The 26,799-nt window shown below is 67.1% G+C and carries 24 protein-coding genes; 9 read left to right on the forward strand and 15 right to left on the reverse strand.

The genetic code is table 11. From position 1 onward, the window contains the following. Positions 1 to 7: 7 nt before the first annotated feature. The 3 genes from AC069I_RS15260 to AC069I_RS15270 all read right to left on the reverse strand — a co-directional run bounded on the left by AC069I_RS15260 (position 8) and on the right by AC069I_RS15270 (position 3,876). Positions 8 to 2,167, reverse strand: coding sequence for a terpene synthase family protein (locus AC069I_RS15260; RefSeq protein WP_478230442.1), 2,160 nt, complete (start codon positions 2,165 to 2,167; stop codon positions 8 to 10). A gap of 105 nt (positions 2,168 to 2,272) precedes the next feature. Then, on the reverse strand, positions 2,273 to 3,052 hold the full coding sequence (locus AC069I_RS15265) for a DUF3800 domain-containing protein (protein ID WP_478265653.1): 780 nt from the start codon (positions 3,050 to 3,052) through the stop codon (positions 2,273 to 2,275). 32 nt (positions 3,053 to 3,084) lie between these two features. Continuing rightward, positions 3,085 to 3,876, reverse strand: a complete 792-nt coding sequence (locus AC069I_RS15270) for an ArsR/SmtB family transcription factor (protein ID WP_478265654.1) — start codon at positions 3,874 to 3,876, stop codon at positions 3,085 to 3,087. A gap of 164 nt (positions 3,877 to 4,040) precedes the next feature. Between AC069I_RS15270 and AC069I_RS15275 the strand changes: the two genes are divergently transcribed. Next, positions 4,041 to 4,409 carry a hypothetical protein gene (locus AC069I_RS15275; protein WP_478230439.1) on the forward strand — a complete coding sequence of 123 codons (369 nt, stop codon included), beginning with the start codon at positions 4,041 to 4,043 and terminating at the stop codon, positions 4,407 to 4,409. Positions 4,410 to 4,428: 19 nt separating this feature from the next. Here AC069I_RS15275 and AC069I_RS15280 read toward each other — a convergent pair whose 3' ends face one another. Then, the gene (locus AC069I_RS15280) at positions 4,429 to 5,880 is read right to left on the reverse strand and encodes a hypothetical protein (protein ID WP_478230438.1); all 1,452 of its coding nucleotides are present in this window, start codon (positions 5,878 to 5,880) and stop codon (positions 4,429 to 4,431) included. Positions 5,881 to 5,950: 70 nt separating this feature from the next. Between AC069I_RS15280 and AC069I_RS15285 the strand changes: the two genes are divergently transcribed. After that, positions 5,951 to 6,535, forward strand: a complete 585-nt coding sequence (locus AC069I_RS15285; protein WP_478234092.1) for an RNA polymerase sigma factor — start codon at positions 5,951 to 5,953, stop codon at positions 6,533 to 6,535. Then, positions 6,532 to 7,782: a hypothetical protein gene (locus AC069I_RS15290; RefSeq protein ID WP_478230436.1), complete on the forward strand. Its 1,251-nt coding sequence runs from the start codon at positions 6,532 to 6,534 to the stop codon at positions 7,780 to 7,782. The genes AC069I_RS15285 and AC069I_RS15290 overlap by 4 nt, the downstream gene beginning before the upstream one ends. 195 nt (positions 7,783 to 7,977) lie before the next feature. Here the strand turns inward: AC069I_RS15290 and AC069I_RS15295 are convergent, their stop codons facing one another. Next, the gene (locus tag AC069I_RS15295; RefSeq protein WP_478265655.1) at positions 7,978 to 8,259 is read right to left on the reverse strand and encodes a hypothetical protein; all 282 of its coding nucleotides are present in this window, start codon (positions 8,257 to 8,259) and stop codon (positions 7,978 to 7,980) included. A 334-nt stretch (positions 8,260 to 8,593) separates the two neighbouring features. Here AC069I_RS15295 and AC069I_RS15300 point away from each other — a divergent pair, with 334 nt between their 5' ends. The 4 genes from AC069I_RS15300 to AC069I_RS15315 all read left to right on the forward strand — a co-directional run bounded on the left by AC069I_RS15300 (position 8,594) and on the right by AC069I_RS15315 (position 11,007). Beyond that, positions 8,594 to 8,800 (forward strand): hypothetical protein, encoded by a 207-nt coding sequence (locus AC069I_RS15300; RefSeq protein WP_478230434.1) that lies wholly within the window; start codon positions 8,594 to 8,596, stop codon positions 8,798 to 8,800. A gap of 119 nt (positions 8,801 to 8,919) precedes the next feature. Continuing rightward, positions 8,920 to 9,597 carry a fasciclin domain-containing protein gene (locus AC069I_RS15305; protein WP_478230433.1) on the forward strand — a complete coding sequence of 226 codons (678 nt, stop codon included), beginning with the start codon at positions 8,920 to 8,922 and terminating at the stop codon, positions 9,595 to 9,597. A gap of 559 nt (positions 9,598 to 10,156) precedes the next feature. After that, the gene (locus tag AC069I_RS15310) at positions 10,157 to 10,519 is read left to right on the forward strand and encodes a hypothetical protein (RefSeq protein ID WP_478230432.1); all 363 of its coding nucleotides are present in this window, start codon (positions 10,157 to 10,159) and stop codon (positions 10,517 to 10,519) included. Further along, positions 10,516 to 11,007: an ATP-binding protein gene (locus tag AC069I_RS15315; RefSeq protein WP_478230431.1), complete on the forward strand. Its 492-nt coding sequence runs from the start codon at positions 10,516 to 10,518 to the stop codon at positions 11,005 to 11,007. Before AC069I_RS15310 ends, AC069I_RS15315 begins: the two co-directional genes overlap by 4 nt. A gap of 73 nt (positions 11,008 to 11,080) precedes the next feature. On the opposite strand, the gene AC069I_RS15320 is transcribed toward AC069I_RS15315, so the two are convergent. From AC069I_RS15320 to AC069I_RS15330, 3 genes are all read right to left on the reverse strand, one after another. Next, positions 11,081 to 12,079: a ferritin-like domain-containing protein gene (locus tag AC069I_RS15320; RefSeq protein WP_478230430.1), complete on the reverse strand. Its 999-nt coding sequence runs from the start codon at positions 12,077 to 12,079 to the stop codon at positions 11,081 to 11,083. Positions 12,080 to 12,641: 562 nt separating this feature from the next. Beyond that, positions 12,642 to 13,142, reverse strand: a complete 501-nt coding sequence (locus AC069I_RS15325; RefSeq protein ID WP_478265656.1) for a lamin tail domain-containing protein — start codon at positions 13,140 to 13,142, stop codon at positions 12,642 to 12,644. Between the two features lie 579 nt (positions 13,143 to 13,721). Further along, positions 13,722 to 14,063: a three-helix bundle dimerization domain-containing protein gene (locus AC069I_RS15330; protein WP_478234100.1), complete on the reverse strand. Its 342-nt coding sequence runs from the start codon at positions 14,061 to 14,063 to the stop codon at positions 13,722 to 13,724. 268 nt (positions 14,064 to 14,331) lie between these two features. Here AC069I_RS15330 and AC069I_RS15335 point away from each other — a divergent pair, with 268 nt between their 5' ends. After that, positions 14,332 to 15,600 carry an MFS transporter gene (locus AC069I_RS15335; RefSeq protein ID WP_478265657.1) on the forward strand — a complete coding sequence of 423 codons (1,269 nt, stop codon included), beginning with the start codon at positions 14,332 to 14,334 and terminating at the stop codon, positions 15,598 to 15,600. After that, the gene (locus tag AC069I_RS15340) at positions 15,597 to 16,586 is read left to right on the forward strand and encodes a TolB family protein (protein WP_478230426.1); all 990 of its coding nucleotides are present in this window, start codon (positions 15,597 to 15,599) and stop codon (positions 16,584 to 16,586) included. The genes AC069I_RS15335 and AC069I_RS15340 overlap by 4 nt, the downstream gene beginning before the upstream one ends. Before the next feature lie 230 nt (positions 16,587 to 16,816). Here the strand turns inward: AC069I_RS15340 and AC069I_RS15345 are convergent, their stop codons facing one another. The 7 genes from AC069I_RS15345 to AC069I_RS15375 all read right to left on the reverse strand — a co-directional run bounded on the left by AC069I_RS15345 (position 16,817) and on the right by AC069I_RS15375 (position 25,932). Beyond that, complete coding sequence (locus AC069I_RS15345; protein ID WP_478230425.1) at positions 16,817 to 17,791, reverse strand: metallophosphoesterase; 975 nt, start codon at positions 17,789 to 17,791, stop codon at positions 16,817 to 16,819. Beyond that, on the reverse strand, positions 17,781 to 18,230 hold the full coding sequence (locus tag AC069I_RS15350) for a hypothetical protein (protein ID WP_478230424.1): 450 nt from the start codon (positions 18,228 to 18,230) through the stop codon (positions 17,781 to 17,783). The genes AC069I_RS15345 and AC069I_RS15350 overlap by 11 nt, the downstream gene beginning before the upstream one ends. A gap of 302 nt (positions 18,231 to 18,532) precedes the next feature. Continuing rightward, positions 18,533 to 19,597 (reverse strand): glycoside hydrolase family 71/99 protein, encoded by a 1,065-nt coding sequence (locus tag AC069I_RS15355; RefSeq protein WP_478230423.1) that lies wholly within the window; start codon positions 19,595 to 19,597, stop codon positions 18,533 to 18,535. A 5-nt stretch (positions 19,598 to 19,602) separates the two neighbouring features. Further along, on the reverse strand, positions 19,603 to 20,613 hold the full coding sequence (locus AC069I_RS15360) for a hypothetical protein (RefSeq protein ID WP_478230422.1): 1,011 nt from the start codon (positions 20,611 to 20,613) through the stop codon (positions 19,603 to 19,605). Beyond that, positions 20,610 to 21,959 carry an alkaline phosphatase family protein gene (locus AC069I_RS15365; protein ID WP_478230421.1) on the reverse strand — a complete coding sequence of 450 codons (1,350 nt, stop codon included), beginning with the start codon at positions 21,957 to 21,959 and terminating at the stop codon, positions 20,610 to 20,612. Before AC069I_RS15365 ends, AC069I_RS15360 begins: the two co-directional genes overlap by 4 nt. Then, a complete protein-coding gene (locus AC069I_RS15370) occupies positions 21,956 to 23,428 on the reverse strand; it encodes an ArnT family glycosyltransferase (RefSeq protein WP_478265658.1) in 1,473 nt (490 codons plus the stop codon). The genes AC069I_RS15365 and AC069I_RS15370 overlap by 4 nt, the downstream gene beginning before the upstream one ends. Before the next feature lie 101 nt (positions 23,429 to 23,529). Then, complete coding sequence (locus AC069I_RS15375) at positions 23,530 to 25,932, reverse strand: GtrA family protein (protein WP_478265659.1); 2,403 nt, start codon at positions 25,930 to 25,932, stop codon at positions 23,530 to 23,532. Positions 25,933 to 26,799 lie beyond the last annotated feature (867 nt).

Genomic DNA, 26,799 nt, shown 5'->3' on the forward strand with positions numbered 1-26,799 from the left:
GCGCGCCTCACCGCGCCCCGCTCCCGATCCGCCAGGCCGACATGCCGATCCCGCTCGGCACGCGCGAGAACGACGGCGGTTCGGGAGTGCGGGCGCGCTCCAGCTCCACCGGCATGTATCGCACGCATTTCCGGTGCCATTCCAGGATTCCGGCCATCCAGTCCTTGAGGTGGTCCGCGTACCCGGTCAGCGCCGTGCGGACGTCGTCGCCGAGCCCGAGGTCGTCGCACATCCGCGGCAGGCCCTCGCCGTCGAGCTGCTCGAACTGGTCCAACCGCGCGTTCATCAGCCGGGCGGCGATGTCGCGGGCCTCGATCCGGTCCACCGCCAGAAACCGTTCGACCACGTACACGAGGTTGTGCACCTCGCCCTCGTACTCGATCTCCTTCTGGTACGAGAACAGGTCGTTGGCGAACGCCGCGTAGTCCTGTGCCGCGGTGTCGAGTTCGGACAGCACGCGGTTCTGGAAGAGCTCCGGCGGCACGACGTCGCCGAGTTCGAGGAGCGCGAGGCTCTTCGTCAGGTCGGAGCCGAACGTCCGCCGCCGCGTCTCCACGTAGTCGACCGGGTCGGGGACGCGGTTCTGCGCTTGGTTCCCCACCTCCCACACCCAGCTCGCGGTCATGCTCTCGACCGCCCGCCGGAACTCCGCCCGCCCGTGCGGGGTCAGCGGTCCGGCGGTGCGGCCCCACAGATCCGCGAGGCCTCGCTCGACCGGGTTCGACGGCTGCGGCATCGGCTCGCCGCCGAGCGGCATGAACAAGGAAAGCCGGTCACTGCACAGTTTCGCGGCGATCACGTCGCGTTTCGCACCGAAGACCAGAGGGAAGTAGTCGTCGCCGTAGGTGCCCCAAGTGAGCCAGTCGGTCGACAGCTTCAGCCGTTCGAAGTCCGCGTCCGCGTCGATCATCGCGGCGCAGTGCGCCAGGTCGATGCCGAGATACCGGCGCTCGTCCCAGACCCCCTCGTCGAACATCCCCATCTCGCGCGCCCAGCCCGGCCCGTACGCGCGGGCGGCGGCGAGGTGGGGGCTGGTGCGCACGGGGTACGGCATGCGGAATTCCGGCAGGGGCAGCTGCCCGACCTTCGCGAACGGCGGGGGCGCCTGCTGCCGCACCCGCTGGACCAGCCCCAGCCGGTTCGGCGAGAGCCCCGTCGGCTCGGTCACGCCCTCGTTCATGTACCGGCTCGACCGCACGTGCCATTCGTGTCCGCCGGACTGCCAATCCTGCAGGCCTTTGACGTAAAGGCCGACCGCGATCTGCTCGGACAGCGAGACGTCGCGTTCGGCCAGCAGCGCGGGCACCTCGACCAGCGCGGTGTTCTCGAACTGCTGCAGCCGCGAGGTCAGCAGGTCGTTGGTGAGATCGGCGGCCTCCTGCGTCGGGCAATCGAGGAATTTCTCGAAGACGAGGACCGCGTTCGAATTCTCCCCCTCTTCGCGCACTTCGCGTTGGTAGGAAAAGAGATCGTTGCGAAGGTGGACGGCGTCGGCGAACGTGTCGCGCAGGACCTCCATCGGCCTGGTCGCCGCGATCTCGGCCGGCACTTCGGCCCCGACGGCGTACTCGATGAGGTTCGCCGACCACGGCGCGCCGCCGACCCGGCGACGCATCTGGACGTATTCGATGGGGTTCGCGATCCGGCCGCGGTCGATGTTGTCCAGTTCCCAGAGCGATTCGACCATCAGGTTGTGCGTACTGGTGACGAAACGCCGTCGCCAGGCCTCCGACATCGAGGGAATGGTGCGCCCCCAAAGGTCTTCGAGCCCGGCCTCGGCGGGATTCGCAGGCTCCGGCGATGTTTCCCCCGGCCCGGTCATGAACAGTTCCAGGCGGTCCAGATAAGCCTTCGCACCCTCGATGTTCCGGGTGTACTTGAATTGCGCGAGGAAATCGTCGTCGAAGAAGAACACCCACACGTACCAGTCCGTGACCAGATCGAGGGACGGCCCGTCACAGTCCGGATGGGTGTGCGCGCAGAGCAGCGCGTAGTCCATTTTCGCCAGTGCCTGTTCGGTCCAGACGACGTCACCGGACGGCGAGGGTGAATCGAGCATCCCCATTCGCCTCGCCCAGGCCATACTGTGCGCCCGCGCCGCTTCGAGGTGCGGATTCATCCTGGCCGGATGCGGCACGTAGAACTCGGGCAAGGTGAAAGCCTGCATCTGCGAGCGCCTCCCGGGCCGATGTCGGATCCGTTCCGACGTTTCCAGCCCGCTGCCGCGCCGGGCAACCGTCCACCCGAGCGATTCGCTGTGCCATGGAGTGAATCAGTGCCAAAGGGACGCCGAATCGACATACGGCGCCAGCAATCCGGTCAATACCTCGTCGCCGTTCCCGTTCAATGCGTCCTCGGCGATCCGGCGGGCGACACCGGCCAGGAAATCGGCGGCCTGCACCCGCGGATCGGTCCGTGAATCCACGAACCTCACCCCGGCCAATCCCGGGCTCGACTCGATCCGGGCGAGCCGGTCCCCTTTGAGCGACGGTTGTTCGTCGTGGACGAGGAAGACCTGCTCCCCGCCCTCGCTCCAGTATTCGACGGCGCGCAGGATCGCGGGCACCAGCGGATCGAGGATCTTGGCGTCACGTGCCGCGGCGACCTTCACCCTCAATTCCGCGGTGTCCCCGGCCATTGCGAAGAACGACCCCGCCGCCGGATCCCCGCGATTCCTGGCCCGCAGCACGTCGTTGAACGCGGCGAGGAGTTCGTCGTCCGGCCGGATCTCCGGCCCGGCGAGCGCGCGCAGTTCGTTCGCCAGCAGCCGCTTCTTGTCCACGAGGTACACGTGGGCTCGCCCGCGGACCGGGCCGAGCGGCCCGAGGAACCATTCGAGGACTCGCCGGTGTTTCGTCCGGAGGAGATGGTTCGCCTTGTACTCGACCGCCGGCGAACGGATCCTTCGCCGCAGTTCGACCAGGCAGGCGGCGGCCTCTTCGAGACTCAGCCGGACCCCCGCGTGCGCGAACACGTCGGTCTCCCCGCCGATCAGTTTCTCGCCCTCGGACCCGGACTCGTCACAGGCGATCTCCAGGGGCACGCTGCGCATCGTGCCCGATCACCCCGGCGACGTCGACCCGGTTACGCGGGATCGGGCAGTGGCTCACCGGTCTCGAGCAACGTCTTGAGGCTCGACAGGATCGACGGCCAGCCGCCCTTGACCATCTCCAACGCGGTGCTGCCCGGGTCGAAACCGTCGTGCACCACGGTCAGTTTCACCGTGTCGCCGACGGGTTCGAGATCGAAGGTGACCTTCGACCGCGATTCGGCCTGGAGCTTCGCCGACACGTCGTCGTCGAGCCCCACCGACTTCGCGAACTCCGGCGTGAAGGTGTGCCACGTGTAGGACAGCCGCCGGTACGGATCGGATTCGAGGACGACCTGTCCGGGGTCCTCCAGCTTCACGCCGAGCTGCTCCCAGGCCATCGCCGACCCGGGCTTCCAGTCCGAGGTGAACTCACAACCCCAGTACCGCTTGGTGAAGGCCGGATCGGTGAGTGCCCGCCAAAGCCGCTCCGGCGTCGTCCTGATGTAGCTCGTGTACACGAATTCGTCGGTGCTCATGGGTTCCTGCTCCAATGCCTTCTTGAGGTCGGCGAGCGCGTCGATGCGGCCCTGGTGGTAGCGGTCGATCCAGCGCTCGGCGATCGCGTTGATCGGCTCCGCGTTCACGTAGTGCAACTTCTCGCGGCCACGGCGCACCGTGGTCACCAGATTGGCCGCTTCCAGGACACCCAGATGCTTGCTGACCGACTGCCGCGCCATGTCCAGTCCCGCGCACAGCTCACGCAGGGTCTGCCCGTTGCGGGCGTTCAGGTCGTCGAGCAACCGGCGACGACTGGGGTCCGCCAATGCCTTGAAGACCTCGTCCATGCCGCTCTCCCTGATATGCAGCCGCTTGGCTGCCTTTGCAGATTAGGCAGCTAAGTGGCTGCATGTCAAGCGGCAGGCTCAGCCGTTCCCCGGCCACCAGGTTGTGTCACGTTTCCGGTGGCTACCTCGTCGACGTGGTGACACTTCCCCCCGAAGGAGTTCCCATGCCGACCCCGTTGCGCGTCGCGATCGCCGTGCAGACCCTGGCCGTCTTCCTCACCCCCATCTCCGCCGGTCTCCTGCTGACCGTGCCGAGCGGCCACGCACTGCACAGCGCCACGTCCTACACGCTGTTCATCGTCGCGACGCTGCACGTGCTCACCGCGATCCTCGTGTGGCGGCCGGGCGGCGGCTCCCCCGAGCCGATCCTGCCGGCGGCCGTGTTCCTCGGGCTCACGCTGGTACAGGTGTTCCTCGGGATCGCGCACGTGACCGCGGTCCACGTCCCGCTCGGGGTCCTGCTGTTCGGTTTCAGTCTCCTGCAGCTGAGCCGGATCCGCCCGGCGCGGGAAGCGGCGGTCCCGAACGCCTGACCCAGGGTCCGCCGGGCTTTCACTCCTTGTTCGGCACCAGGTACAGCTCCTGCTTCCCGAGAGTCGGCGCGTCGAGCGTCCAGTGCGCGAGCGCGTCCGGCGGCGGGGCCGCCAGCCGGCGCAGCACGAGTTCGGGACGGCGTGGCCGGACGTCGAAGTCGAAGAAGGCGTAGTTCACGCGGAGTATCGCGCGGATCCAGCGGTTCTCCTCGCCTCGCGCCTCGATCGCGGCAGGCAGCAGGCCACGGTCGGAGAAGACGTCGACGACCGGGCAGCCGCAACTGTAGGCGAGGACGCCGATTTCGCCCGCGCTGCCGACGATCCGGCCTCCGGCGAGCGTTCCCAGTTCCGCTCCGATACGGGCGTACTGCGCGCTCGACGTGTAGTTCGACGTGAACGGCGCGTACGTGCGGGGAAGTCCTGCAGCCGCGTACGCGATCAGACCGGCGACGATCAGCGCGAGCACCCCGCGGACCATGATCCGGTGGGAAACCGCTACGGCACAGACGACAACGGTCGCCGCGGTGAGGCCGGGGCCGTAGTACCAGTGGTAGGGCGGGACCGCCAGCAACACGTAGCCGAGGTGGTAGAGCAGACCGCCGAGGGCGAGCAGCACGAACGGCCGCAGCCCGGCGGGGATCGTGCGCAGCCGGACGGCCAGTGTCGCCACGGCGAGGACCGCGAGGACGGCGGGAAGGAACGCCAGCACGGCCATCACCGGCGAAGTCCGCGCGTAGAACAGCGGGCCGTTGCCGAAGTTCCAGGCGCCCCAAGCGTGTCGCGCGCCTTGGAGAGTCTTGATCACGACGGTGTCCGGTACCGCCGCGCCGAGAACCACCCAGCTGAAGCCGAACCACGGCAGCGTGATCAGCCCGGCGCCGAGCAGGGCGCGTCCCGTGCCGGGACGGAGGAAGACGGCGAGCACCACCGCGAACACGATCAGGTCCAGCCGGACCAGGGCGAGCACGCCGGCTGTCAGACCGAAGGCGAATGGGTTCTTTTCGACGGCGAACACGGTGAGCCAGCCCAGGACCGCCGCGCCGAGGGTGACCTCGAGCCCGATCGACGAGAGCAGAAGCGGGTTCGCGGTCAGCGCGGCGAGTGTCAGGGCGGGGAACCGGGGCGACAGCCCGGCCGCCGCGCCGAGTCTGCGCAACGCCAGGGCGAGAAGGACCTGGCACAGCACGAACAGCGCTCCGGCGGCGAAGACGGCGTCGCGGACGAAGATGGTCAGGGCCGCCAGGATGAGCACGTTCGCCGGCGACGTCGCGGTGTTCGACGTCGCGTCGGCGAGCAGGCCCCAGTGGCCGTGGAAGGCGACGTTGCGCGCGTACGCCAGCGTGATGAACGTGTCGTCGATCAAATGCGGCCGGGCGAGCAGGAACACCACCGCCGAGAGCACCGCTACGGACAGGGGCATCCGCCAGGACGTCGCCTGGTTGTCCGTCGTCCGGACCTGTTCCATGATCATGGCTTGATATGGCTCCTCCGACCCGGAAAGTTGCGCGCAACGTTCGGCCGGTGCCGGCCACAACCAGGGCGTGAGCAGTCTCGCGAGCGAGGTGGGGGTACCGGTGGAAAAGACCGGTGACCGGGAACTGTGGGCCCGCGCGGCCGGCGGCGACGAGGGGGCGTTCAGTGAGCTGTTCGAGCGGCACGCCGAGGCTCTGTGGAACTACACGTATCGCCTGACCGGTTCGTGGAGCAGCGCCGAGGATCTGGCGTCCACGACGTTCCTCATCGCCTGGCGGCGGCGGGCCGAGGTGACCCTGGTGCGGGACAGCGCCCTGCCGTGGCTCTACACGGTCGCGGCCAATGTCGCCCGTGACGAGCACCGCGGTGCTCGTCGCCGGCTGCGGCTCCTCGGGAAGATCCCGGCACAGCCCGCCGTATCCGACCACGCCGATTCGGTGGCCGAGAAGATCGACGGCCAGCGCCGGCTGGGGCAAGTCGCCGAAGCCGTCCGGTCGCTGCCGAAATCGCAGCGCGAAGTCGTCGAACTCTGCCTGGCCGCCGAGGTGAGCATCGCTGACGCCGCGGAGTTGCTGGGCATCGCCGAGGTCACCGTCCGCGCCCATCTTTCCCGGGGACGAGCCCGGCTGCGTACGTTGCTGGAGGAGAAATGAGCGGCGAACCCGTGTACCCGCCTCGCCAGGCGATGCCGGACGAGGTCCGCGCCCGGATGCGATCGGCCGTCCACGAGGGGATCGCGAAGCCGCGGCGGACGGCGCGCGTCTGGTACGCCGCCGCCGCGGCGGTCGTTCTCGTCGCGTCCGGCGTCGCCGCCGCGACGCAGCTGCTCCGTCACCAGGGCGCGGACCCCGGCCCCGAGCCTGCCGCCGGCGGGCTCAACCTGGACGTCGGGCTGGCGACGTCGTCGCTCGACCGCTGCTGGGCCGCGGTGCGAGCCGCGGGCAAGACGGACCGTGTGCCCCCGCGCGAGGAATGGATTCCCTTGTTCACGGACGTCATGCTGGACGTTTCGGTCGTCGCCGCGACGGCGGCGGGCAAGCCGATGTTCTGCGAGACGACGCTGACCACCGTGACCGTGTCCGACCCGAACGCCGCCCCCGCGTATGTGCCGGGCACCCGCACCGGGCTGCTCCTGCAGAGCTCGACCGGGCTGATCGGCGGGGTGCTGGATCCGGCCTGGCCGGGTGCGGGTCTCGCATTCCAGGCCGAGGATTCCGGCGGCGGGGACTCCGTGGAAGCTTCGCCTCTGTCACATCAGTTCGTCTCGTTCTCCTGGACCGACCCCGCGAAGACGCAACTGACCGTTTACGAGGCCGCCCGAGCGACGACTACGAGCCTGCCACCGGCTCCGGCGCCGCTGCTTTCGGCCGTCGATCGCCCGATCGCCCCGGCCGACCGGACCTCGCCCGCGGGACGTGCGCTGGGCGAATGTCTGTCCGGCGCGGTGGACGCCATCTCCGACGTGGCGGGCTACAGGCCGGGCGCGCTGCTGGACAAGGACGGCTATCAGGTCGTTCTCGGCCGTTTGGGCGACCGGAGTCTGGCGTGCACGACGGTTCCGGACCCGCGGCGTCCCGGTCGGATGAAGATGCGTGTCTACCAAGACCATTTCGAGATCCCGCCGGAGCAGCCCCGGAATATCCCGATGCAGCCCCTGGGTGGCGTGGAAGACGGTGGTGACCGGGGCAACTCCCGGACGCCGTTCGCCGGGACGCGGCTGCCGGCGACGGCGGTGACGGTGACCTGTGACTTCGGCGCCGGACTGACCTCGACAACCGATGTGGTCGACGGGACCTTCGTGGTCTTCGTACCGAAAGAGGTGAATGACCCGTTCCCGCAAGGGGTCCGCATTCAAGCGCGTGACGCCAACGGCACGGTCGTGTTCGCAGGGACGCTGTAGCCGGGTCGCCGGCCCGCGACCGCCAGATCGTGTCCAGTGGCGCCACCGACGCGAGAAATGAATATCGTTTTGGCCTGCGAGATCGGAATACGAAGACTCTTGTCTCGTCTTGCGATCTCCTGCGAGGCCCGAGTAGCACAAGACCCCTTCTCTCGGCTCATCCGAGAGAAGGGGTCTTCGGGTACTTAGAGGCGTTTAGAAACCGCCGTAAAACCACCAACTGCCGCCGTTCTGGAGCGACCAGTAGCAAGGGTCACTGTAGTTGAACAGAACCCTGGCGCTTTCGCACTCCCCTTCGGTTGCGAACGGGCCGTAGTAGTCGCCTGCCTCTTTCGCGCTTGCCACGCCACCCAGCGAGAGGGTCATCACCGCGACGACTCCCGTCCCGATCACCAGGTTCTTCAAAGCACGCTTCAAGTTCACATACTCCTGACCGCTTAAGTGATACTTCGTCGAGGCGCTGATCAGATTCGCCACAGAGGTCGCCCCCAGCAAGAAATCCCCAGATGATCAACACCGAAAGGTTTTCTATCACACCAAGATGCGCGGCGCAACTCGCCAACCAGCGCAGCCTGAGCCTTACCCCGCGAGCGACAGAATTCGCGTTCCGGCTTCGCCTACCGCCAGCCCGGTCCATAAAAGCATGAATGGACGATGGCGCCACGAAGAGCCAGGCGCCTTTGTCTCGAACACCATGCTTTCGGGGCACCTGCCCACGGTCGCCGTCACAACAGAGAGTGCGTCGATCGGCGGACTCACCACGCCGGCGCGCGAACCTCGCCACCCTCGGGACCCGCGCCGGCCACCCCGGATGCGAGAAGGTCGAGGTCCGGGTGGCCAGAACCTGTCGAAGGAGGCCGATCCGAACACGTGGCGGATGTGGTGGACCGAAGTGGAGGTGCCCACCGGCGTTCACCAAGTGTTCTGCCGCGCCACCGACAAATCCGGTACACCCGGCGCGGGCACCGTTCCCGACGGTGCGACCGGCCGGCACAACGTGCCGTTCACCGCCGCCTGAGAAAGATCGGCGAACGACCAATCCGCGTCACCGGCCGCCACGAATCACTTTGCGAGAAGACGAAACGAGTCGTCCACAGTGGACAAGACTTTGCCGCCTCAAGCAATGGAGTGGTTTTCGTGAACAAGATTCGCGTCGCAGGTATCGGTTTCACCGCGGTCGCCGCACTGGCGCTCTCCGCGTGCAGCGGTGACGACAACGCTTCGTCCGGAAATGCCAGCACCCCCGCGCCCGCCCCGTCCTCGTCGGCCCCGATGTCCAGCTCCGGCTCGACCGGTTCACCCGACGGTGTGACCACCAACGCCGACGTATTCGGCCCGGCCTGTTCGCAGCTTCCGCAGGGCAGTGCCCCGGGTTCGCTGGACTCGATGGGCCCGCAGCCGGTCGCCAGCGCCGCCTCGACCAACCCGCTGCTGACCAAGCTGGTCGCCGCGGTGAAGGCCACCAACCTGGTCGACACGCTCAACAGCCAGCAGGCCATCACCGTGTTCGCCCCGGCGGACCCCGCCTTCCAGGCACTGGGTGACGCCAAGTTCAACGAGCTGGCCGGCAAGCCGGACGAGCTGGCCCCGATCCTGCAGTACCACGTCGTCGGCAAGCGTTACGACGCCAAGGGCCTCGCGACCGCCGGTTCGGTGGAATCCCTCAACACGGCCGGCGGCCCCGTGAAAATCGAAGGCACCGGCGAGAACATGACCGTCAACGGCGCGAAGATCCTGTGCGGCAACATCCCCACCAAGAACGCCACCGTTTTCGTCATCGACAAGGTGCTCACACCTGGCACCAACAAGAACTGACACTCGTCCGGGCCATCACCGACCCCCAGTCGATGGCCCGGCCACAACGGCCGCCGCAGCTTTTGTGACCTCCGAAGCCGCGGCGGCCCCTTCCTCTACGTCCACAGTGGCCACTGAGGCCTGTGGACCACAGCCACGCGGCAGAACGAGCACCATCTGCCGCATGGGGAACGTTGTAGCGGCAGCGTTCCGCCGGTCGTCGCCGTCGCTGGTTCACTCCATGGCCACGGCGACGGCCGGCCCCCCGCCATAAGGAACGAGCCACGCCGAACCGTGGATCTCCAGAGCCGACGCGATCACCGCAACCCTGGTTGCCGCTGCTCACGCGCCGCACGCCGGCGGAACGAGCCGCGGGCACTACGCGAACCATCTCACTCCGAGCAAGACTGTGGGCAACGGTAGTCAGTGACGAGTTCCCAGAGGCCGTCACGTTTACCCCGCGAACGGAGGGTTCTCATGAATTTCATGCGATCGATCGCTGATCGACCGGCGCGACGGCGTCCGCGGCAACTCGACATCGACAGCCCGATCGACCACTCGGCTTCATCGAAGCGGACGGATGTCGCGTGTCGCGATCATGATCGGCAGGACCACCTCCCACCTGACCACGAAGGTCGTCAGCCTGCTCGCCACCAGCCTCTGCGGACTCGCCATCCGCTGGCGCGTCCTGGCCTACCTGCTGATCCTCTTGTTCGCCGTCGCGATGTCCTGGGTCGGCGCGTCGGCCTGGTCGCCCGTATCTCCTCCGGCTTCGTCTCGGTGGCGGCGATGCCCGAACCACTGCGACGATCGCGGAGTGGAACCGATGAGCACCGGCTTCCGTTACTTGCCGGGCAAACGAGTGACATCGCGGTCCGGCACCGCCCGCGAGCTTCGCTGTCCCGAAAACCCTTTGACGTCTATCGAAGGGAAGCCGAGATGAGCGGGCAGCTGGATCCAGCCGACGACGGAACCGATCCGCCGTTCCCGGTGGACCTCGATCTCGAAGTCGAACGGCTGACCCAGCGAGTCTCCTGGGCGGCGGAGGTCAGGCTCGGGCTGTCGAACCGCCCTGAACTACGTCGCGTCCATGCGACGGTGGTGAATTGCCTGGGTTTCGGGCGTGGTGAGCACGAACCGCTTGGCGCGGTCGTGCTGGTGGTCGACGAGCTGGTGTCCAACGCCTACCGGCACACCATCACTCCCGGCGTCCTCGGCATCACCCGGACGTCCCGCGGTCTCCTGGTGGAAGTGACCGATGACGACCCCGACGTGGAGCGGATGAAAGCGAGAACGGACGAACGATTCGGTCCCGGCCATCACGGGCTTCGTCTTGTCACCCACCTGTCGCTCGAATGGGGAGTACGGCCTGAAGAATCCGGGAAAGTGGTGTGGGCGCTGGTTCCGGCGCAGATGTACTTCGAACGGTGAAACAGCGGCCGACGCTTTCACCGAAGTCGTCGGCAGGGCCGAGCGGAGACACCCGCCCGGCCCTGCCACGGTGTCAGCCGTTGGCAGCGCTGGTGTTCACGTCGCCGTTGACACCCTTGGGGAAGAACCCGCCCGACGTCGCCGCTTTGGGAGTCAGGTAGACGATGTTGAGCACCTGGCCCGGCGACCGGCTGAAAGCGATGCCGTTGCCGTCGGTGGGAACGATGTTCGCGCGGCCATTCCCGTCGACGACGCCCTGGTCGAGGTCTGTCGTGCCGTCGAGACCGTCGCGGGCGTCGGAGAGTTTGACGCTGGCTTCCCGGAGGTCACGCCCCAGCAAGCCGAGGCCGAGAATTCCGCCGCTGTGCTGGTAGAGCGCGGTACGGATGTTGGCGGCGTGATAAGCCTCGACGGCGAGAATGCCGGCGGCGGCCTCAAGGTAGGTCTTGTTGCTGATCAACGGTGCCGCCCCCTTGTAGGCGGTGACACCGACGTCCTCGAACAGGTAGGCGGCGAGGAGGAAGTTCTCCTCGCAGGCGAAAGCGTCGAAGCTCTGCCCTTTCCTGACCAGCCCTGCCGCCTGAGCCGCCGCGGTGAAGCTGGACTGCAGATCGATCGCCGGACGGCTCACCGCGGCCGAGCCGAGCGCGGTGCGCAAGAACTCCACATGCGCCTTCTCGTCGGAGGCGATCTCCTGGGCGTACTGGCGGGCGGCCTTCGTTTTGAACCGCACCGCGCGACCCCCGGTGACCCCACCACGCGTCCCGGTGCCGGTGGTCAGTGAATCGGCGAGCCCCTTGCCGGTGACGGCGTGGAGATAGAACTCGGCTTCCAGGTACTCCAGGTTGAGGGCGAAGTTGAGCACGGCACCGTCGCTGACCCCCTCGGCCGCCGCTTCTCCCTCGGCCTGCCGCGGGGTGGCAGCGGACGCTGGACCGGCCAAGCCACCGAGAGCTCCCGCGCCGACGACCCCAAGACCCGTCATCCCGGCAGCACGCAGGAATCGACGCCTGTCCTGCGGGTTCTCCGCACTGCGGTTGATCATCGATACGGCATGGCGTTTGCCGAACATGTGCGATCTCCTTCCCGCCCGTGTCCTGGCTACGCACGACAACGGGCGTGCCCACCACCTCGGGCGGACCCCGAAGAGGGCGGGTTTGACCTTCGCGGACACTCTGCTTTCGTGCTCGCGGGCGGCGCGGCTTGGCACCCTCACCACATCGACCTGGAATCCACGAGAGTGCAGTGCTGGAAGAAGTGGGCCCGGCACCATCCGTCGCACGCGACACGCACACGGCACAGCCGACGAGCACCGCCAAGCCCGTCGAAGCCCGGTGCTACGCGGAGCACTGGAGCGCCACCGCAACATTCCGGTCACCATCGACGGGCTCACTCCGTGCTTACCCCTGTTCGGGGCCGACGCTGCGTGAGTGTCGCGGACGGGCGTGTCCACAGTTCTCTGAACTTGATCTCGATTGACGTTGCCCGGCCCGATCGCGACAAGATCGCCGGCACCCCGGGCTATTACGAGCAAAGCCCGGGATCGCGTTGGCGACCCCGAGCTTTGCCGGTGAGCAGCTAGGAGATGACTATGAAGCAGCGGCGAAAATCTCCATTATGTGGTTACCCGTGCGTTACTGGACGAAGGGAGCATTGGCGTCGAGGACGCACGGAGTCCGCGGGCCCGGGGCGAAATCGGAGGGAGTCCCGGTGAACGCGACCCGGTGAAGCGACAACCTAGCCGGGTGCGAATGAGTCGCCACGGCATCCACACGAGCACCCCCTGGCGTACCCAGCACCAGCCTGAGGGGCCTGGTCCCAGAGAGGTTTTCGGTGAAGACCTGGTCGGGCACACAGCCGGTGAAGGCGGCGTTGGCGATCGTGTACACCTGCCGCGGCCCCAAGACGGTGCCCGTTGGGATCGGCATCGTCACGATCTGCTGACCGACCATCGCCTGCAGCTGCAGGCCCCCGATGGGCACCCGTGCGAAGCTGGGATTCGCGATCTCGATGAAGTCCTGGGCCGCCCCGGCGGGGCCGGTACCGCGGGTGGCGACCTCGCTGATGTAGACGGTGGGCACCTGCTGCTGGGCCGCCTGCTCCGCCGCGGTCGCGGCGCCGGAAGCCCCGAGCATCAGTGCGCCAGTACTGGCCGCTACGGCAAGTGTGGAAATAATGCGTTTCACAAGATTCTCCTTTGTCAGGTTGAAAAACAACTCCAATAAATGGAAACCCAGCCGGGGAGTGGCGGATCCTCTCGGCGACTCGACCGCGGAGCCTTGATATTCTCGCCACCGAGGGATCCTGCAATAACTGTGCCTTAAGAACACCCCCTCTGGGAAAGGGGCCGTTGCTGCGGCCCCGAGAGTCGGGGTACACAGAAAAGCGGCTCAGCGACGCAATATCGGGTTACCCAATTGCTGTAGCTCCATGGCGGATGCCGGATGGGCGGAGCTGAGCGACGCCACTTGGCATGCGCTTCCAATGGCGCGGCCCGCACGTCACCCACTTCGGGCGAACGGCGATAGCGTCGGCACGGGAAATGTTGTGGTCACGCACCTGTGCGGAGCATCGCGATCTACCGAACCAGCGCGGGCCGAACACCGCTCAGGGACGCCACGCTCGCGTCTCTGCACGTGCAGCCAACGACCGAAGTGCCGGACCAGGGCGACGGCTTGCCCGGTGCCGGTGGGCCATACCGCCGGCGAACGGCATCATGAACAGGTGGGCCATCGATCGAGCTGTTCCCGTACCGCCCGTTCGACCAGGATGTGAACGAACACTCGCACCCGCGCGCAAGCGAAGCGGTCGGACTCGTCTCGCACCAGCCGGCTCACCGTGTCCGGAGACACCGCTGGATAGCTGCGGTCCAGCCTGTCGGCCAGCGCGGCCAGACGGCCATCGAGCCGGCCGGATGAGATGTTGCCGATCGTGCGCGCATCGGTCATCGAAGTCGCCTCTCTTGCGCCCGCCAGAGCCGGTAAGCCACGAAATTCGCTCAGTTTATTGTCGCGAGTTCGGTCGGCGACGTTCTTGCCATGGCCACTATCGGCCATTGGCCGGAACTCGCCTCAAGATCAGTTTCCGCACTCCTTTGTTTACGTCCAGATCACGAACTGGACGTGAACGATGCATGAGACGTCTCTCTTTCGCGGTCAGCATGAGGCGGTTCCTGTCCACCGCCGGGCCGGAGTGACTGACCCGGCGTATCCGGTGTCGGGAGGATTCGTGTTTCCGCGACGAATTGTGGCCATCCTCGCAACCGTCACGACGACGTCCGGCAGTGATTCTTCCGTTCTGACCTGACGCAGGAGGGCGAGCCACGTGTATCTGTCCAGCATCGGTCGTCGAGGGCGCAGCGGTACAGTGTCCCGGTACCCGTTCGGCGCGGTCGGTTCGAACGTCGTCGCGCTGGGAACCGTCAGCCTGGTCACCGACATCTCCGCCGAGATGGTCGCCGCGATCCTGCCGGTTTACCTGGTTCTCGGCCTGAACCTGAGCCCTGCGGTCTATGGGCTGGTCGACGGCTTGCACTCCGGCGCGACCGCGCTGCTCCGGTTGGCCGGTGGCTATCTCGCCGACCGTGTGGGTAGGCGCAAGACCGTCGCGGGCATCGGCTACGCGCTCTCCGCGGCCGCGAAGCTGGGCTTGGTCGTGGCTGGCGCCTCCGCGACCGCGATCGGCGTCGTCATCGCCGTCGATCGGATCGGGAAAGGGCTGCGGACGGCACCGCGTGACGCGTTGATCACGCTGTCGGTGCCGGAATCCATGCTCGGCCGCGCTTTCGGTGTGCACCGCGCGATGGACGGCGCGGGTGCGTTCACCGGTCCGCTTGTCGCGCTCGGGATACTCGCCGTGGTCGGCTCGTCCGCCGGCGCCGACGCGTTCAAAGCTGTGTTCTTCACCGGCTTCTGCATCGCCGCGGTCGGCCTGCTCTTGCTCGTGTTGTTCGTCCGCGAGCACCAGGCCTCACGCCCGGTCGTCGGCGGCGTATCACCGCGTGCGGCACTTTCTCTCTTGCGCGGCAGCGAGGTACGCCGGCTGTTCCTTGCCGCCTGCGTGCTCGGCACTGCGACCATCGGTGATGGGTTCGTGTACTTGTTGTTGCAGCGTAGAGAAGAAATCGCGACGGGGTGGTTTCCGCTGCTCGCCGTAGGCGCCAACCTCGCTTACCTGTCGCTGGCCGTGCCACTGGGTGCGGTGGCCGACCGGTTCGGTCGGCTCACGGTGACGCTCTGCGGATACGGCGCGCTGGGCGTGGTCTACTTGCTGCTCGTGAGCCCGGTATCGGGCTGGCCGCTGCTCGTGATCACGCTCGGGTTGTACGGCGCCTTCTACGCCGCCACTGACGGAGTGCTGATGGCGCTCGCGAGCCGGGTTCTGCCGGAATCGTTGCGCGCCACCGGCATCTCGCTCATCCAAACCGGGCAAGCGCTCGCCTACCTCGTCTCATCCGTCCTCTTCGGTTTTGCCTGGCAGGTCTGGGGCGCGGGCATGGCGACCGGGTTGGCCGCGGGCGCGGCGCTGTTCGCGATCGTCTTCACCCTGATTCTCCTCGTCCCGCGCCCGTCGGTGAAAGAAGGTCGACGATGAACAACCGCAGCCGGATTCTGATCGCCGTCGCCGGTGTAGTGGCGCTTGCCGCGGCCGCCACCGTCTACGTGGGACAGATCGCCGCCCGCAGCCGGGACATGGCCGCCGTCGGCACAGACGGCGCGGTGACCCTCACCCCCGGCCCGAAAGTGCTCGTCCGTAGCACCGCGGATGCCGATCGCGGACATCTGTTCGTTGTATCCACGGCCGACCCCGGTGGCCCACGCGTAGTGTCACAGGTGTCCTGCACACGGATCCATGCCGCCGGCGGCACCGGGATCTGCCTGCACCCGGACAACGATTTCATGACGCATCTGACCGTCCTCGACGAGCAACTCAAGGAGCGGCAAGAGGTCCCGCTGTTCGGGGTGGCCAGCCGTGCCAGGGTTTCACCGAGCGGCCGGATGGTCACCTGGACGGTGTTCGTCGCCGGCGATTCCTACAACTTGGGTGGGTTCTCCACCCGCGTTGGCATCCTGGACACCGCGACCGGCGAGCTCACGGGCACGTTGGAGGACTACACGGTGACGGTGCACGGCAGGCCCTATACGGCGGCCGACTCGAATTTCTGGGGTGTCACTTTCGCCGAGGACGACAATCGGTTCTTCGCGACCATGTCGACCAATGGTCACCGGTATCTTGTCGAGGGTGATTTCGCCGCGCGCTCTGTCCGCGCGGTGCGGGACAACGTCGAATGCCCGTCGCTCTCACCCGATGGAACGCGTATAGCGTTCAAGTCCGCGGTAGACGGTGACCCGGCGAAGGGGTGGCGGCTGTCAGTGCTCGACCTGTCCACATCTGTCGTGACACCGCTCGCGGAAACACGCAGTGTCGACGACCAGGCGGCGTGGATCGACCATCACACGGTCGCCTATGCGATCCCCAGCGGCGTAGGTCATTCCGACGTGTGGTCGGTGCCCGCGGACGGTTCCGGAAGGCCACATCTGCTGATCGCCGAGGGGGATTCTCCGGCGGCGTTGGGGTGATGTGCAATCACAGAAGAATGGTCGTCTTCGTTCGCGGAGGATCGCTGTTCAGTACTGTCCATTGTGGATGGGCAAGCTTTGCTACGGCACCGGTGAGGCAATGAGGCCGGAGCCGACTCCGCTTCGTCACGCAACAGGGAATTCGGGTGAAGCCGGGAGACGGAGAAAACCCTTGCTCGTGCGGCGCGGGCTTTCTCCGTCAGGTCATGGGACTGATCTGCCCAGCCGGGTCAATGGCAGGTTCCCGTTCCGGAGTCGGTGAACGGTGTCTCCGGCGCCGCCACGAAGGCCCAGTCATAGCTTGTGGGGCGCAGGGTGAGCTTGAGGACGCCGAAGATCTGGGACTTGCGGACCACGCTGTTCGGCATGACTGTGGAGAATCCACTGTAGAACGAGCCGCCGGTGCCGACCACGATCTGGCGGATCCCGTTGGCGTCGTCCCGGGCCCCGGACGGGTTCTGCGGCGCAAACCGCTCATAGCTGTGGGAGTGTCCGGCCAGCAGGAGATCCACGCCGCCGCGGTACATGGTGTCCACCAGCGGTGCCACGTCCGCGTAGGCGAAGCTGTTGGAACTCCACCGTGGCCGGTGTTGCAGTACCGCGGTGCACTTGGCCGGATGCGCGGCGAGGTCGGCGGCCAGCCATTGCTGCTGCGGTGATCCGACGGCGCATCCGGTGCCGCCGCTGATCTTCGCGCATTCGGAGTTCAGCACGACCACGTGCCAGTCGCCTACGTTGAAGCTGTACCAGCCGTTGCACTGCTTCACGCACCCTGGCTGTTGCGGGGTTCCCGCGTCGCCGAAGTAGCTGAAGTACCCTCCGCCGCCGTGCGTGCCGTACTCGTGGTTGCCGATCGCCGGGCGTGTGATCGGCTTAAGCCGTCCCCACGACCGGGCGTAGCTGGTGTTGAAGTCGGCGAGGGAACCGCTGTTGTACTGGGCGTCACCGAGCATGAACACGGATGCCGGGGCGATCTGCGTGGCAAGGTCCGATGTGGTCTTCATACGGCAGTGGCCAGGGGTGCCGAGGCCGTCGTTGAAATCCGGATCGGAAGGTGCGCAGGCGATGTCTCCCACCGCGACGACCACTGGGTCGCCGGCGAATCGGGTGGTCTCGGCCTGAGCGTGCGACGGGGCGACGACATTCGTGAGGCTCAGCACGAGAAGGGAACCGTACGTGGCCGCGATCCGGGATTTAGTGGCCACTGTGACCTCCATGCAGGATTTGGTCGAGGGTGTCCTGTGCGTCCGCGCGCAGAGTGGTTCCGGCGTCGATCTGGCGCCGCATGAGGGGAAGGTCGCCGGTCAGGCAAGCCTGGGCGGCCTGGGCGAACTGTGCGATGCCGATGTTGGCGACTGTGCCCAGCTGTGGACGCGGCGCACGCCTGCCGTGCAGCAACTGCTGCGATACCCGCTCGAGTTTCTGGCATATCGTCGTCGCCCGGGCGAATGGCTGAACGAGTTGCCGCGCCTCGACGAGCGTGTTGTTGAGCTCGATCTGCAGCGGCTCCCGGCCGCTGAGCCATTGGTGGATGCTGAGATCTTCGGGCGGCGTCGCCCGCGGTGGCGCGCCTGACACCAGCAGGAGACCGCCGCCCAGCAGCGCACCTGCGGACACGGCCAGGCTTATGTGCTTGCTCCTCATCGAACCGGCACCTCCAGCGTCCTCAGCCTGAAATTTGTTGGCGGACCATGTGAGCGTGTCGTGAGCTCGAGCATTCGGGCGTGCTTGTGCAGCCGCGTGGGACCGTCAGAACCGGTGCGCGACTTGGTGGGAAAAGATCGGGAAGCTCAGGTGAGACCGGGATGGGGGCCGGCCACAGGTAGTTATCGCAGATCAAAATGGCCGTAGAGATGTACGGAAACGTACTGGTCGATGTCCGCGCGGGAAACGTCAAAGGCCTTGATCGCTTCAGGCCTGATGCTCGGGAATCGGTTCTGAATCGCTCACGCGGACCGGTACCGGCGCCGGAGCACCAGGACGACAAGGATGACGAGCAGCAGAAGCGCGCCGCCCGCCACGACCGGCCCGGCCGGGAACCCGCCCCGAGCGCCCGTGCCGCTGGAGTCTTCCGCCAGTGGGCTCAGGCGTGGCACGGATGTGCCGGTGATATCCCGCAGTACGGTCAGGTAGCGGTCGCCATACCGGACGCTGGGCTCGACATGAGAGTTCTCGCTGAACTCGTTCCAGCTGATCAGACCGAGAGCGTCCGGAGAGGATTTGATCGCCGCCGCGTATTGACGTCGCAGTGCTTCACCGTCCCGCCGCTCGACCACGCGCTTACCGCCGATCCGCCGTGCGTCGAACCCCGGCGCGAACGGCGCGATCCATAGCCCCTTGTGCCGATGCACCGCCGCGCCCATAGCGGCGAGTTTGGCCGCCGCACCCGTGTCACGGTAGGGATCGACGGAGGACCAGTAGTACGCGTCACCGTCCACAGCGGATGCGATGCGCTCGTAGCCGGCGAGATCTTTCTCCGAGCCGAGAACCAGCAGCCTGTCGCGCACCGGCCCGGCGGCACGCGTGATGTCCTCGATCGAGAATTTCCAAGTCCCCGACCAGATCACGAACGGCTCGCCGAACACTCTGAACACCGGGTCGGCCGCGTAACGCTCCTCGAACCACGCCAGGTCGGCCGCCACCCGATCGGTCGGCAGCGGGTTGCGGTGAAAGTCCAGCGCCTGGTAGATGATGGAGAGTGTGAAGCCCTCCTCCCGGGCCACGCCGGCCAGCGTCGCCAGCCGGCGATCCAGGACGGGAGTGGACTTCCAACTGACGATGAACCCGGTGATGCCGGCACTCTTCGCTGCCCGGATGTGCCGGCGCATCACGCCGGAGTCGTCGCTGGAATAGCGGCTTAGACTTGGATAATCTGTCTTCGCCCGATCCCACGAAGCCTCGGTGTACCAGATGTAGTAGTACGCCAGCACTGGAAGTACGGCTCGCGGGCCGGCTGCCGCCGGAGGGAGCGGCAGGACCGCGATCAGGACGGCGAGCAGGACAGCGGACATTCGCCTCACGTGACTGTCCTCGGCCGCTTGCGCAGTCGCCACCTGCCGACCACGACGAGTACGGTCAGCGTCGTCAGTGCGGCGACGGTCAGCGTCGCGACGTCCAGATAGGTGATTACGGGAAGCTCCACATACCGGCTACGGGACAACGTGATCTTCTGGGCCTGCGAGTATCCGGCCCCGGATACCTTCACCTGGTAGGTACCCCGGGCCAGGTTCTCCACCGCCACGTCACCGTCCTGGCCGGCTGTCAGCCGCTCGGTGCGGCCGTCCGGATAGGTCAGTTCGATGCCGGTGGCGATCGGGTCGCCCGAGAGCCAGTCGCGGATCTGGAAGCGCACTGATCGCAGCAGAACGACGAACTTGGCGTCAGCGGTCCGGTTGGGGATCAATCGCTGCTCCCCGACGTTGACTACGTTCGTGCCGTCGATCACGACACTCTGCAGGTAGTACGTCACCTCTTTGGCGACCGCGGAACCGGCTTCCAGCACCGGCCGTACTGCGGTCAGCCGGACTGGCTTGACGCCCTCCACGGTCAGCTGCCGACCGGAGTCACTGCGTATGGTCATCGAGGTGATCCGCTCCGGCGCGACCGGTCTGTGAGCCTGGTCGACGAAGGCGTAACGAACGGTCCGGGTGGTCTGGAACGTCGCCTGGATCCGTGTGGTGCGCCCGATCACGAGATCGGACAGGGATGCGGTGAATCCCTGATCGGCACCGCCGCGCCCTGCCCACCGGACGAAGTCGGCGGTCCCGCCGGGTGAGTCCAGGTGCGGTGTGAGCAGCTGCAACCGGTGCTTTTCCCTGTTGCGCGGCACAGTAGCGTACGCCACGCCTTTGTCATCGGTCACGAGTGGCTTGCCGTCCAAGGCGAACCTCGCGGACGGCAACGACGGCACGGTGATCACTTTGAGGACGTTGCGCGACGGCGGTCGCGCCGCTGAGGCTGTCGACGGGAATCCGGCCATGATGATGGCCGCGAGCACGGTGACGCCGATCCCTCTGATCGTCCTCATCGGACGGCCCTCCTCCTGGTGGACCGGCGGTGCCCGAGCCGCCGGCCGATGGGGGTGACGGTGAAGCAGCTCAGCAGCGCGAGAACCGCGGCGCCGCCATACGTGAGGTAGACGATCGAGGCGGGGTGGGACGCCGTCGGTGCGGCGGCGCGATCAGTGCCCAGCAACTCGGGCGGTCTGGGCGGCGAGGCGAAGTCGAACGCTCCGGTGATCCCCGCCGAACGCGCGTCCCGTTCGCCCAGCGGCGCGACGCGCCAGTTGTCCTCGATGAATTTGAGTACCGCGGTGTGATCGAGTTGGGTCCGGTCGATGTGCCCACGTCGGGAGTAGGCGCTGACCAGCAGGGCGGGTACCCGGAAACCGAGGCCCGCGCTGTCCGCTTTGGGTGGTGAGACGTGGTCGTACCAGCCGCCCCAGCTGTCGTAGCTCCACATGAACGCCGAGCTCGACCAGTAGCGGCTCTTCGCCAGTCCCGCGATCATCTCGCGAACGAAGGCTTGTCCGGTCTGCACCCGGCCCGGCGGGTTCTCGTTCGACCCCGACGCCACGACGTAGGCGACCGCCGGTAGCGTGCCGGCGCGCAGGTCCGTGTAGTACTGGTTCAGGTCGACGATTTTGCCGGACAGCGTGGGCTTGTCGAGGAATCGGGCGAAGTTCAGCAGCGGGACCCTGGTCGTCTGGCCTGCCCGCGGACCGGTGCCCGGCGTGCGGAAGGTGATCTTCGGGTCGTAGTTTTCGACGTAGAACTTCCAGGGGACACCGGCCTGTTCGAGCCGGTCGAAGATCGTCGGGATGTCGCCGTAGCCGCCCGGCGGCACGCGTTCACCGCCGCCGGGCGTGGGCACGCCGGCGATCCAGTAGAAACGGTTGCGGCGGTTGCCGGTGGTCGCGGAGCTGAAGAACCGGTCGAAGAGCGTGTACTTGTCGGCGACGTTCCAGTAGTAGGGGAGGTCGTTCGCGTCGTAGTAGCCCATCGCCTGGGCGCCGTCGAGGCCTCTTTCCCGGTACGTGGAGACGAAACCGTCCATTTTTCCGTCCGCGTACTGGGCCCGCTGAGTGGCCGGGCCGTGATCGAGGTGGTCCGGCGATTGATCGCCCAGCCGGAAGGGACGGACGCAGTCGGCCGGTTTGTCCTTGCGCTGCCGCATGCACGTGTCGGCGGGGATGCCGTCCGCGCCGGGGTAGGTGCCGAAGTAGTTGTCGAAGGAGTGGTTGGCCTGCATGAGCGTCACGAAGTGCTTGATCGGCGTGCTCGTGGTGCGCGCCGGCTCGGCGGCGGCCGGCCAGGGCACCGGCGCGGCGAGAATGAGGAGGACTATCAGCACGCTGGTCAGGCGCAGGGTCATGACCGCACCTCGTAGACGATGATCACGGGTTTCGGTGTGGTCCGGCCGCCGGGCGTGGTCACTTCGACCGCTTCGGTGTGGATGGCCACGCCGCTGTACTTGCGCACGTAACGCATCAACCGCTCGCTGAAGAACGGCGCCCGGGCAGCCGAGAACGCGTCCCATACCACGTACTGGAGGTTGCCGTTGCGCAGTTCCCGGTCGGGGTTGTCGATCGGTTCATAGGATGGATTGCGGGACAACGGGTTGGGGCTCACGGAAAGTGCGAATGCCTTACGGTGGCCGTAGAATCGCACCAGGTTCGCCATCGACGGTCCGATCGTCATCAACCGGCTGCCCTCGGGCAGGCCGGCCTTGATCCACCTACCCGCCTCCCGGCCTCCTGGCACGCCGCCGGAACCGGCAAGGAACGTGGTGCTCGGTGCCGGGTTCACGGCCGACCAGGCCGGTACCACCAGGCTTGCGCCGACGGCGACGACCGCGAAGGCCCGGACCCATCGGGCCGCCGCGGGACGGCGGCCCGAAAGCCAAGGCACGGTTACCTGGATCCCGGTTCGTGCCGCCAGCACCGCGACGGCGGGCACGATCGGCAACAGATACTGGTACCCCTTCACCGGCCACAGATGGAAGAACACCAGCGGTACGGCCATCCAGCAGACCAGCAACCATTCCCGCCACGTGTTCTGCCCGCGCAGCAGCCAAAGACCGGCGGCCGCGAGCACGAGCACCGCCGGCCCGACCGCCGGGGTCACGGTCTCGCTGTAGAACGTGATCCCATGGTTCGCGCGCCGGAACAGTTGCCACGCCAGGTAGTTCTGTCCCGTGCCGGTACGATCGGACAGGCTGAGCGACAGCGGGTACGCGACGACGACCGCGCTCAGGATGGCGAGCCCGACCAGCAGGTCGCGCAGCCGGATGCGGAACTCCCGGCTGAGCACGAAGAACACGAACACCGCGAGCACCAGGATCGCCGCGCTCTCCTTGGTCAGCAAGGTGAGCCCCAAGACGGCGGCCGCGGAGTAGAGCCACCCGGGGGCCCGCTCGGAGCAGTACCGCGCGACGCAGTACAGGGCGACCACCGCGAAGAAGGTCTCAGGCCCATCGAGCAGTACCTGGCGGGTGATCACGACGTGGTAGGGCATGACCGCGAGGAAGAACGCCGCCACCAGCCCGGTCTTCCAGCCGTACAGCACCTTGCCGAGCAAGTACACGGCCACCACTGTGGACAGTCCGAAAACGACGGACAGCATCCGGGCGCCGGTGTCGCTCATGCCACCGGAGAACCCGAGCGACAGCATCACCTGGAACAGCAAGGGGTGTGCGCGGAAGATCGGGAACAGCCCGGTCAGCGCGGGGTCTCCGGCCAGCGCGGCGGCCTGCCCGGCGTAGACGGCCTCGTCGCTGTTGAAGCCGATCTCACCCAGCGCCCACACCCGCAGGAAGCCACCTGCGCCCAAGATGAGGGTCATCGCCGGCACCACGCCACCGCGTGAGAACACCCGCGCCGGCCATCGGTACCGCTGAGCGGTGGCGGTACCAGCCGCCATGTCCGGCGTCGCCGGTACACCCATCACGCAGACCGGCGCGGCTCGGGCCGCCCGTCGGCCGGGCCTGTGATCAGCAGTCCGGGGATCTCGTCCGCCCAACTGAAGTCGGGCACGGCCAGCGAGCGTGCCCTGATCTCGCGGACAGCGGCCGACAGGATCTCGCGTTCCTTTTCCCGCAACGCCTGATGATCGTCTTCACCGATCACAATGGATGGTGCGAAGTGGCTGAACGGCGGGAACTGGTAGGCGTCCTCGGTGTTGGCCAGCAGTGTGCTCGTTGTGTCCTCCGGCGACAGGTCGGCGATGGCATACGGGCCCCGCTCGATCACGAACAGCTCGGTCACCTTGGTCTCGGATGCGATCTCACACGGCAGCAGCCGGTCCACCGCGTACTTCGGCGGCGGCACGATCCGCTGGGTGAGCGCGTTCGTGCCCATGATCGGCACGTTGAGGTGGCTGAGGGACAGGCCCAGCTGACGGCCTTGCCGGGAGTGCAACAGGCTCTGCAGCCACAGCCGCCGCCACTCCCCGCGGCTCAGCTCGTCGGACTGCGCCGCCCGCAACGTGTGGTGGCTGATCGTCAGAGGCTTGGGAAAGCAGCCCACCTGGCCATCGCCGTGTAGCACGACCATATCGTCGGAAAGGAACTTCGCACCGCGTTCGCGGACCAGCCGGAGCACGGTGCCGGTCTTGCCGGTGTCGGTTCGCGCGGAGATCAGCGCGCCGACACCGTCGAGTTCGACGCATGCCGAGTGCAGCAGCATCACGCCGCGCGATACCGCGACGAACCGCAGCAGCGCCTCGAGGATGTTCGTGTAGACCACATGGGGTGACCGGCCAAGACTCGGGGAGACGACCACCTCGATCGGGCCGCCGAACGAAACCCGGAAGTTGGCCCCGAACCGGCCGAGATGTTCGGAGTATTCGATCGCGGGCGGCCCGGCGAACTGGGTGACCACCGCCCGCGGCAGCGGGCGACGGCTGCCGACCGAACCGACCCGGATCTGAATCTCGGTGTCGTTGCCGAGCCACTGCGCACGGAAGTAGTCGAGTTCCGCCAGCCGCACCTGCGAGCCGATCGTCGCGACATTCGGAATGCTGTACCGATACGGCAGGTACCGTGCCAAGCCGGAAGAGCGGTTCAGAGTTCCACCCGCCGGGCCCCCGGCGGGAGCGGCGTCGACGATGAGCCGGATCGGATCGCGTCCGGATCTGGTCGTCGGCGATTCACCGCGTCCATAGATCGCCGTGTCGGTCACCACGAACCGCACCAGGAACAACAGGCCGAGGGCGAACGCGTTGGCCGACAGCACGCCCAGCCCGATGCCGTCCACCAGCAGGACCAACATCGGCAACCGCAGCACCAGCAACGCGTGGTTGAGCAGGAAGAACCGAACGGCACGAGAGGCCGTCGAACTCGATTTCGCACCGCGGTAAATGAGCACTTCGGTGAGGGCGAACAGCCACGTCGTGGACGCCTCGGTGGCCAGAACGGCGGCCAGCAGATAGTGCAGGCCCAGCAGGTGGTCGTGCAGCAACCACAACACGGCCGTGTTGACCACCAGCCCGGACAGCCCGACCAACCCGAACGCCCCGGCCCGCACCAGCCGGTTGTCCGGCGAAAGAGCCTGTCGGCCTGGCGGCGCGATCCGCAGCCGGAGCAGCTGCCGCACGAGCGCCACGCCCGCACGCGGCGAGACCGGGCGGCGCCCATCCGGTCGTGGCTGGGCCGTCAACGGGACCTCGGCCACCCGCAGGCCCGGATGCCGGACCAGGATCTCCAACAGGGTCCTGACCCCGTCCAGCCGTAACCGGTCGAGGTCGAGCGCGGCGCGACGGACGGCGAAGAAGCCGCTCAGCGGGTCACTCGGCCGGCCGAGCCGGTGCGGGAAGAGGGCCTTGGCGGCCGCGGTGGACAGCAGGGACGCCCAGTGCCGTGAGACGCCGGCCTGCCTGGCGAACCTGCTGGCGACCACTACGTCCACGTCCCGTGATCGGCCGATCTCAGCCAGCCGTAGTGCCAATGCCGGCGGGTAGCGAAGGTCGCCGTCCATCAACACGAGCCACTCGCCACGCGCCTGCACCAGGCTGGTGAGCACCGCGCCACCGAGTCCACCGTGCCGCTCGCCGGACGCGCGGTGGATCAGCCGGATCGGGACGCGTGACCGCGCGACGAGGGAAAGCACGGCATTTCCAGCCACATCGTCGCCGTCATCGACAAAGAGAATCTCCAATGGCGACCCCGAATGCTCCTTGGAAAGCCGCCGCACGATGACGGCGAAATCGTCAGCCTTGGCGACAGACAGAATGATGACGCTTATCTCGGGTGGCTGACTTGCCCGTGCCGACCTGATAGCGAATTGGGCGAGGCTCGAGTCGGTCCCACTTTTCCCTTTTGTGTTCTCCCGCACAGCTTCCCTTCCCACGCCTCGCGAACCGACAAACCAGGCAGCCGAGGAACAGGCGAACGTGACAGCCGGAGAGTCTGACCGTTGCCTGCGGGACCGAACTCGGGGCGGAATCTACGTCAACTCTTTGCCGAAAGGCCGTGGACCTCATCTCGCTATTCCCAGCACTTGGAATAAGTATGCGATCCGGTGCCTGAAAAGAATAGGCGACCATACGCCCGGCCCCGCCAGGAGACGCCGACCACTACGCCGCCGGCCAGCCCGTATCGACATGATCTGGCCGCTCCCGCATCAAGCTCATTCTCCGGTCGAACAGGTCCGCCCATGCGGGGCGGTCAAACGAGTGATGCCGTCTATTGCGCCGGACGAGAGCTCGGCCATCGAGGGCGAGTCCGAAGAATGCGCGCACTATCACCAGAGTGTCGCGCATCGACGAGGGCTGCCCAGTGGGGTCGCCCACCTGCGGACATGGGCCGTGCCCGCCGGTCACCTGCTGTTGACCCGAGTTGCCGCGCAGAACAGCCGGCCCCGAGGGCGCCGCGCATGAGAAGGCAACATCGGAGAGCGGCGAGCGCGCGCGTCGCTCCCCGCAGGTCGGCCGTCTGAGTGAGACGCAGCATGCGGCTGTCTATAGAGGGGTAAGGCAAACGTGGCGTGCCGGAGTTGGCGGCAGAAGCGGGACTCGCCGAACAGGCACCTTCCCAACTGTCCATAAGAGACTTTTCTGCGGCGACAGTGTCCGGCTTGGGTGATTTGCACGGTTCGACGAGGGGGTCGTGGGGGGGGGGTTTGGGTTTTCCCCCCACCCCCCCCCCCCCCCCCCCCCCCCCACCCCCCCCCCCCCCCCCCCCCCCCCCCCCCCACCCCCCAACACCCCCCCCTTTT

This window comes from Amycolatopsis sp. NPDC043885, from assembly GCF_056435685.1.

Bases quoted from the DNA above. Each gene is read 5' to 3' on its own strand.
- AC069I_RS15260 (WP_478230442.1), bottom strand. From the start codon at position 2,167: ATGCAGGCTTTCACCTTGCCCGAGTTCTACGTGCCGCATCCGGCCAGG.
- AC069I_RS15355 (WP_478230423.1), bottom strand. From the start codon at position 19,597: ATGTCCGCTGTCCTGCTCGCCGTCCTGATCGCGGTCCTGCCGCTCCCT.
- AC069I_RS15360 (WP_478230422.1), bottom strand. From the start codon at position 20,613: ATGAGGACGATCAGAGGGATCGGCGTCACCGTGCTCGCGGCCATCATC.
- AC069I_RS15350 (WP_478230424.1), bottom strand. From the start codon at position 18,230: ATGAGGAGCAAGCACATAAGCCTGGCCGTGTCCGCAGGTGCGCTGCTG.
- AC069I_RS15270 (WP_478265654.1), bottom strand. From the start codon at position 3,876: ATGGACGAGGTCTTCAAGGCATTGGCGGACCCCAGTCGTCGCCGGTTG.
- AC069I_RS15325 (WP_478265656.1), bottom strand. From the start codon at position 13,142: ATGCTCGGGGCTTCCGGCGCCGCGACCGCGGCGGAGCAGGCGGCCCAG.
- AC069I_RS15365 (WP_478230421.1), bottom strand. From the start codon at position 21,959: ATGACCCTGCGCCTGACCAGCGTGCTGATAGTCCTCCTCATTCTCGCC.
- AC069I_RS15310 (WP_478230432.1), top strand. From the start codon at position 10,157: ATGTCGCGTGTCGCGATCATGATCGGCAGGACCACCTCCCACCTGACC.
- AC069I_RS15290 (WP_478230436.1), top strand. From the start codon at position 6,532: ATGAGCGGCGAACCCGTGTACCCGCCTCGCCAGGCGATGCCGGACGAG.
- AC069I_RS15370 (WP_478265658.1), bottom strand. From the start codon at position 23,428: ATGACCCTCATCTTGGGCGCAGGTGGCTTCCTGCGGGTGTGGGCGCTG.
- AC069I_RS15340 (WP_478230426.1), top strand. From the start codon at position 15,597: ATGAACAACCGCAGCCGGATTCTGATCGCCGTCGCCGGTGTAGTGGCG.
- AC069I_RS15330 (WP_478234100.1), bottom strand. From the start codon at position 14,063: ATGGCCGATAGTGGCCATGGCAAGAACGTCGCCGACCGAACTCGCGAC.
- AC069I_RS15280 (WP_478230438.1), bottom strand. From the start codon at position 5,880: ATGATCATGGAACAGGTCCGGACGACGGACAACCAGGCGACGTCCTGG.
- AC069I_RS15265 (WP_478265653.1), bottom strand. From the start codon at position 3,052: ATGCGCAGCGTGCCCCTGGAGATCGCCTGTGACGAGTCCGGGTCCGAG.
- AC069I_RS15300 (WP_478230434.1), top strand. From the start codon at position 8,594: ATGCGAGAAGGTCGAGGTCCGGGTGGCCAGAACCTGTCGAAGGAGGCC.
- AC069I_RS15315 (WP_478230431.1), top strand. From the start codon at position 10,516: ATGAGCGGGCAGCTGGATCCAGCCGACGACGGAACCGATCCGCCGTTC.
- AC069I_RS15320 (WP_478230430.1), bottom strand. From the start codon at position 12,079: ATGTTCGGCAAACGCCATGCCGTATCGATGATCAACCGCAGTGCGGAG.
- AC069I_RS15275 (WP_478230439.1), top strand. From the start codon at position 4,041: ATGCCGACCCCGTTGCGCGTCGCGATCGCCGTGCAGACCCTGGCCGTC.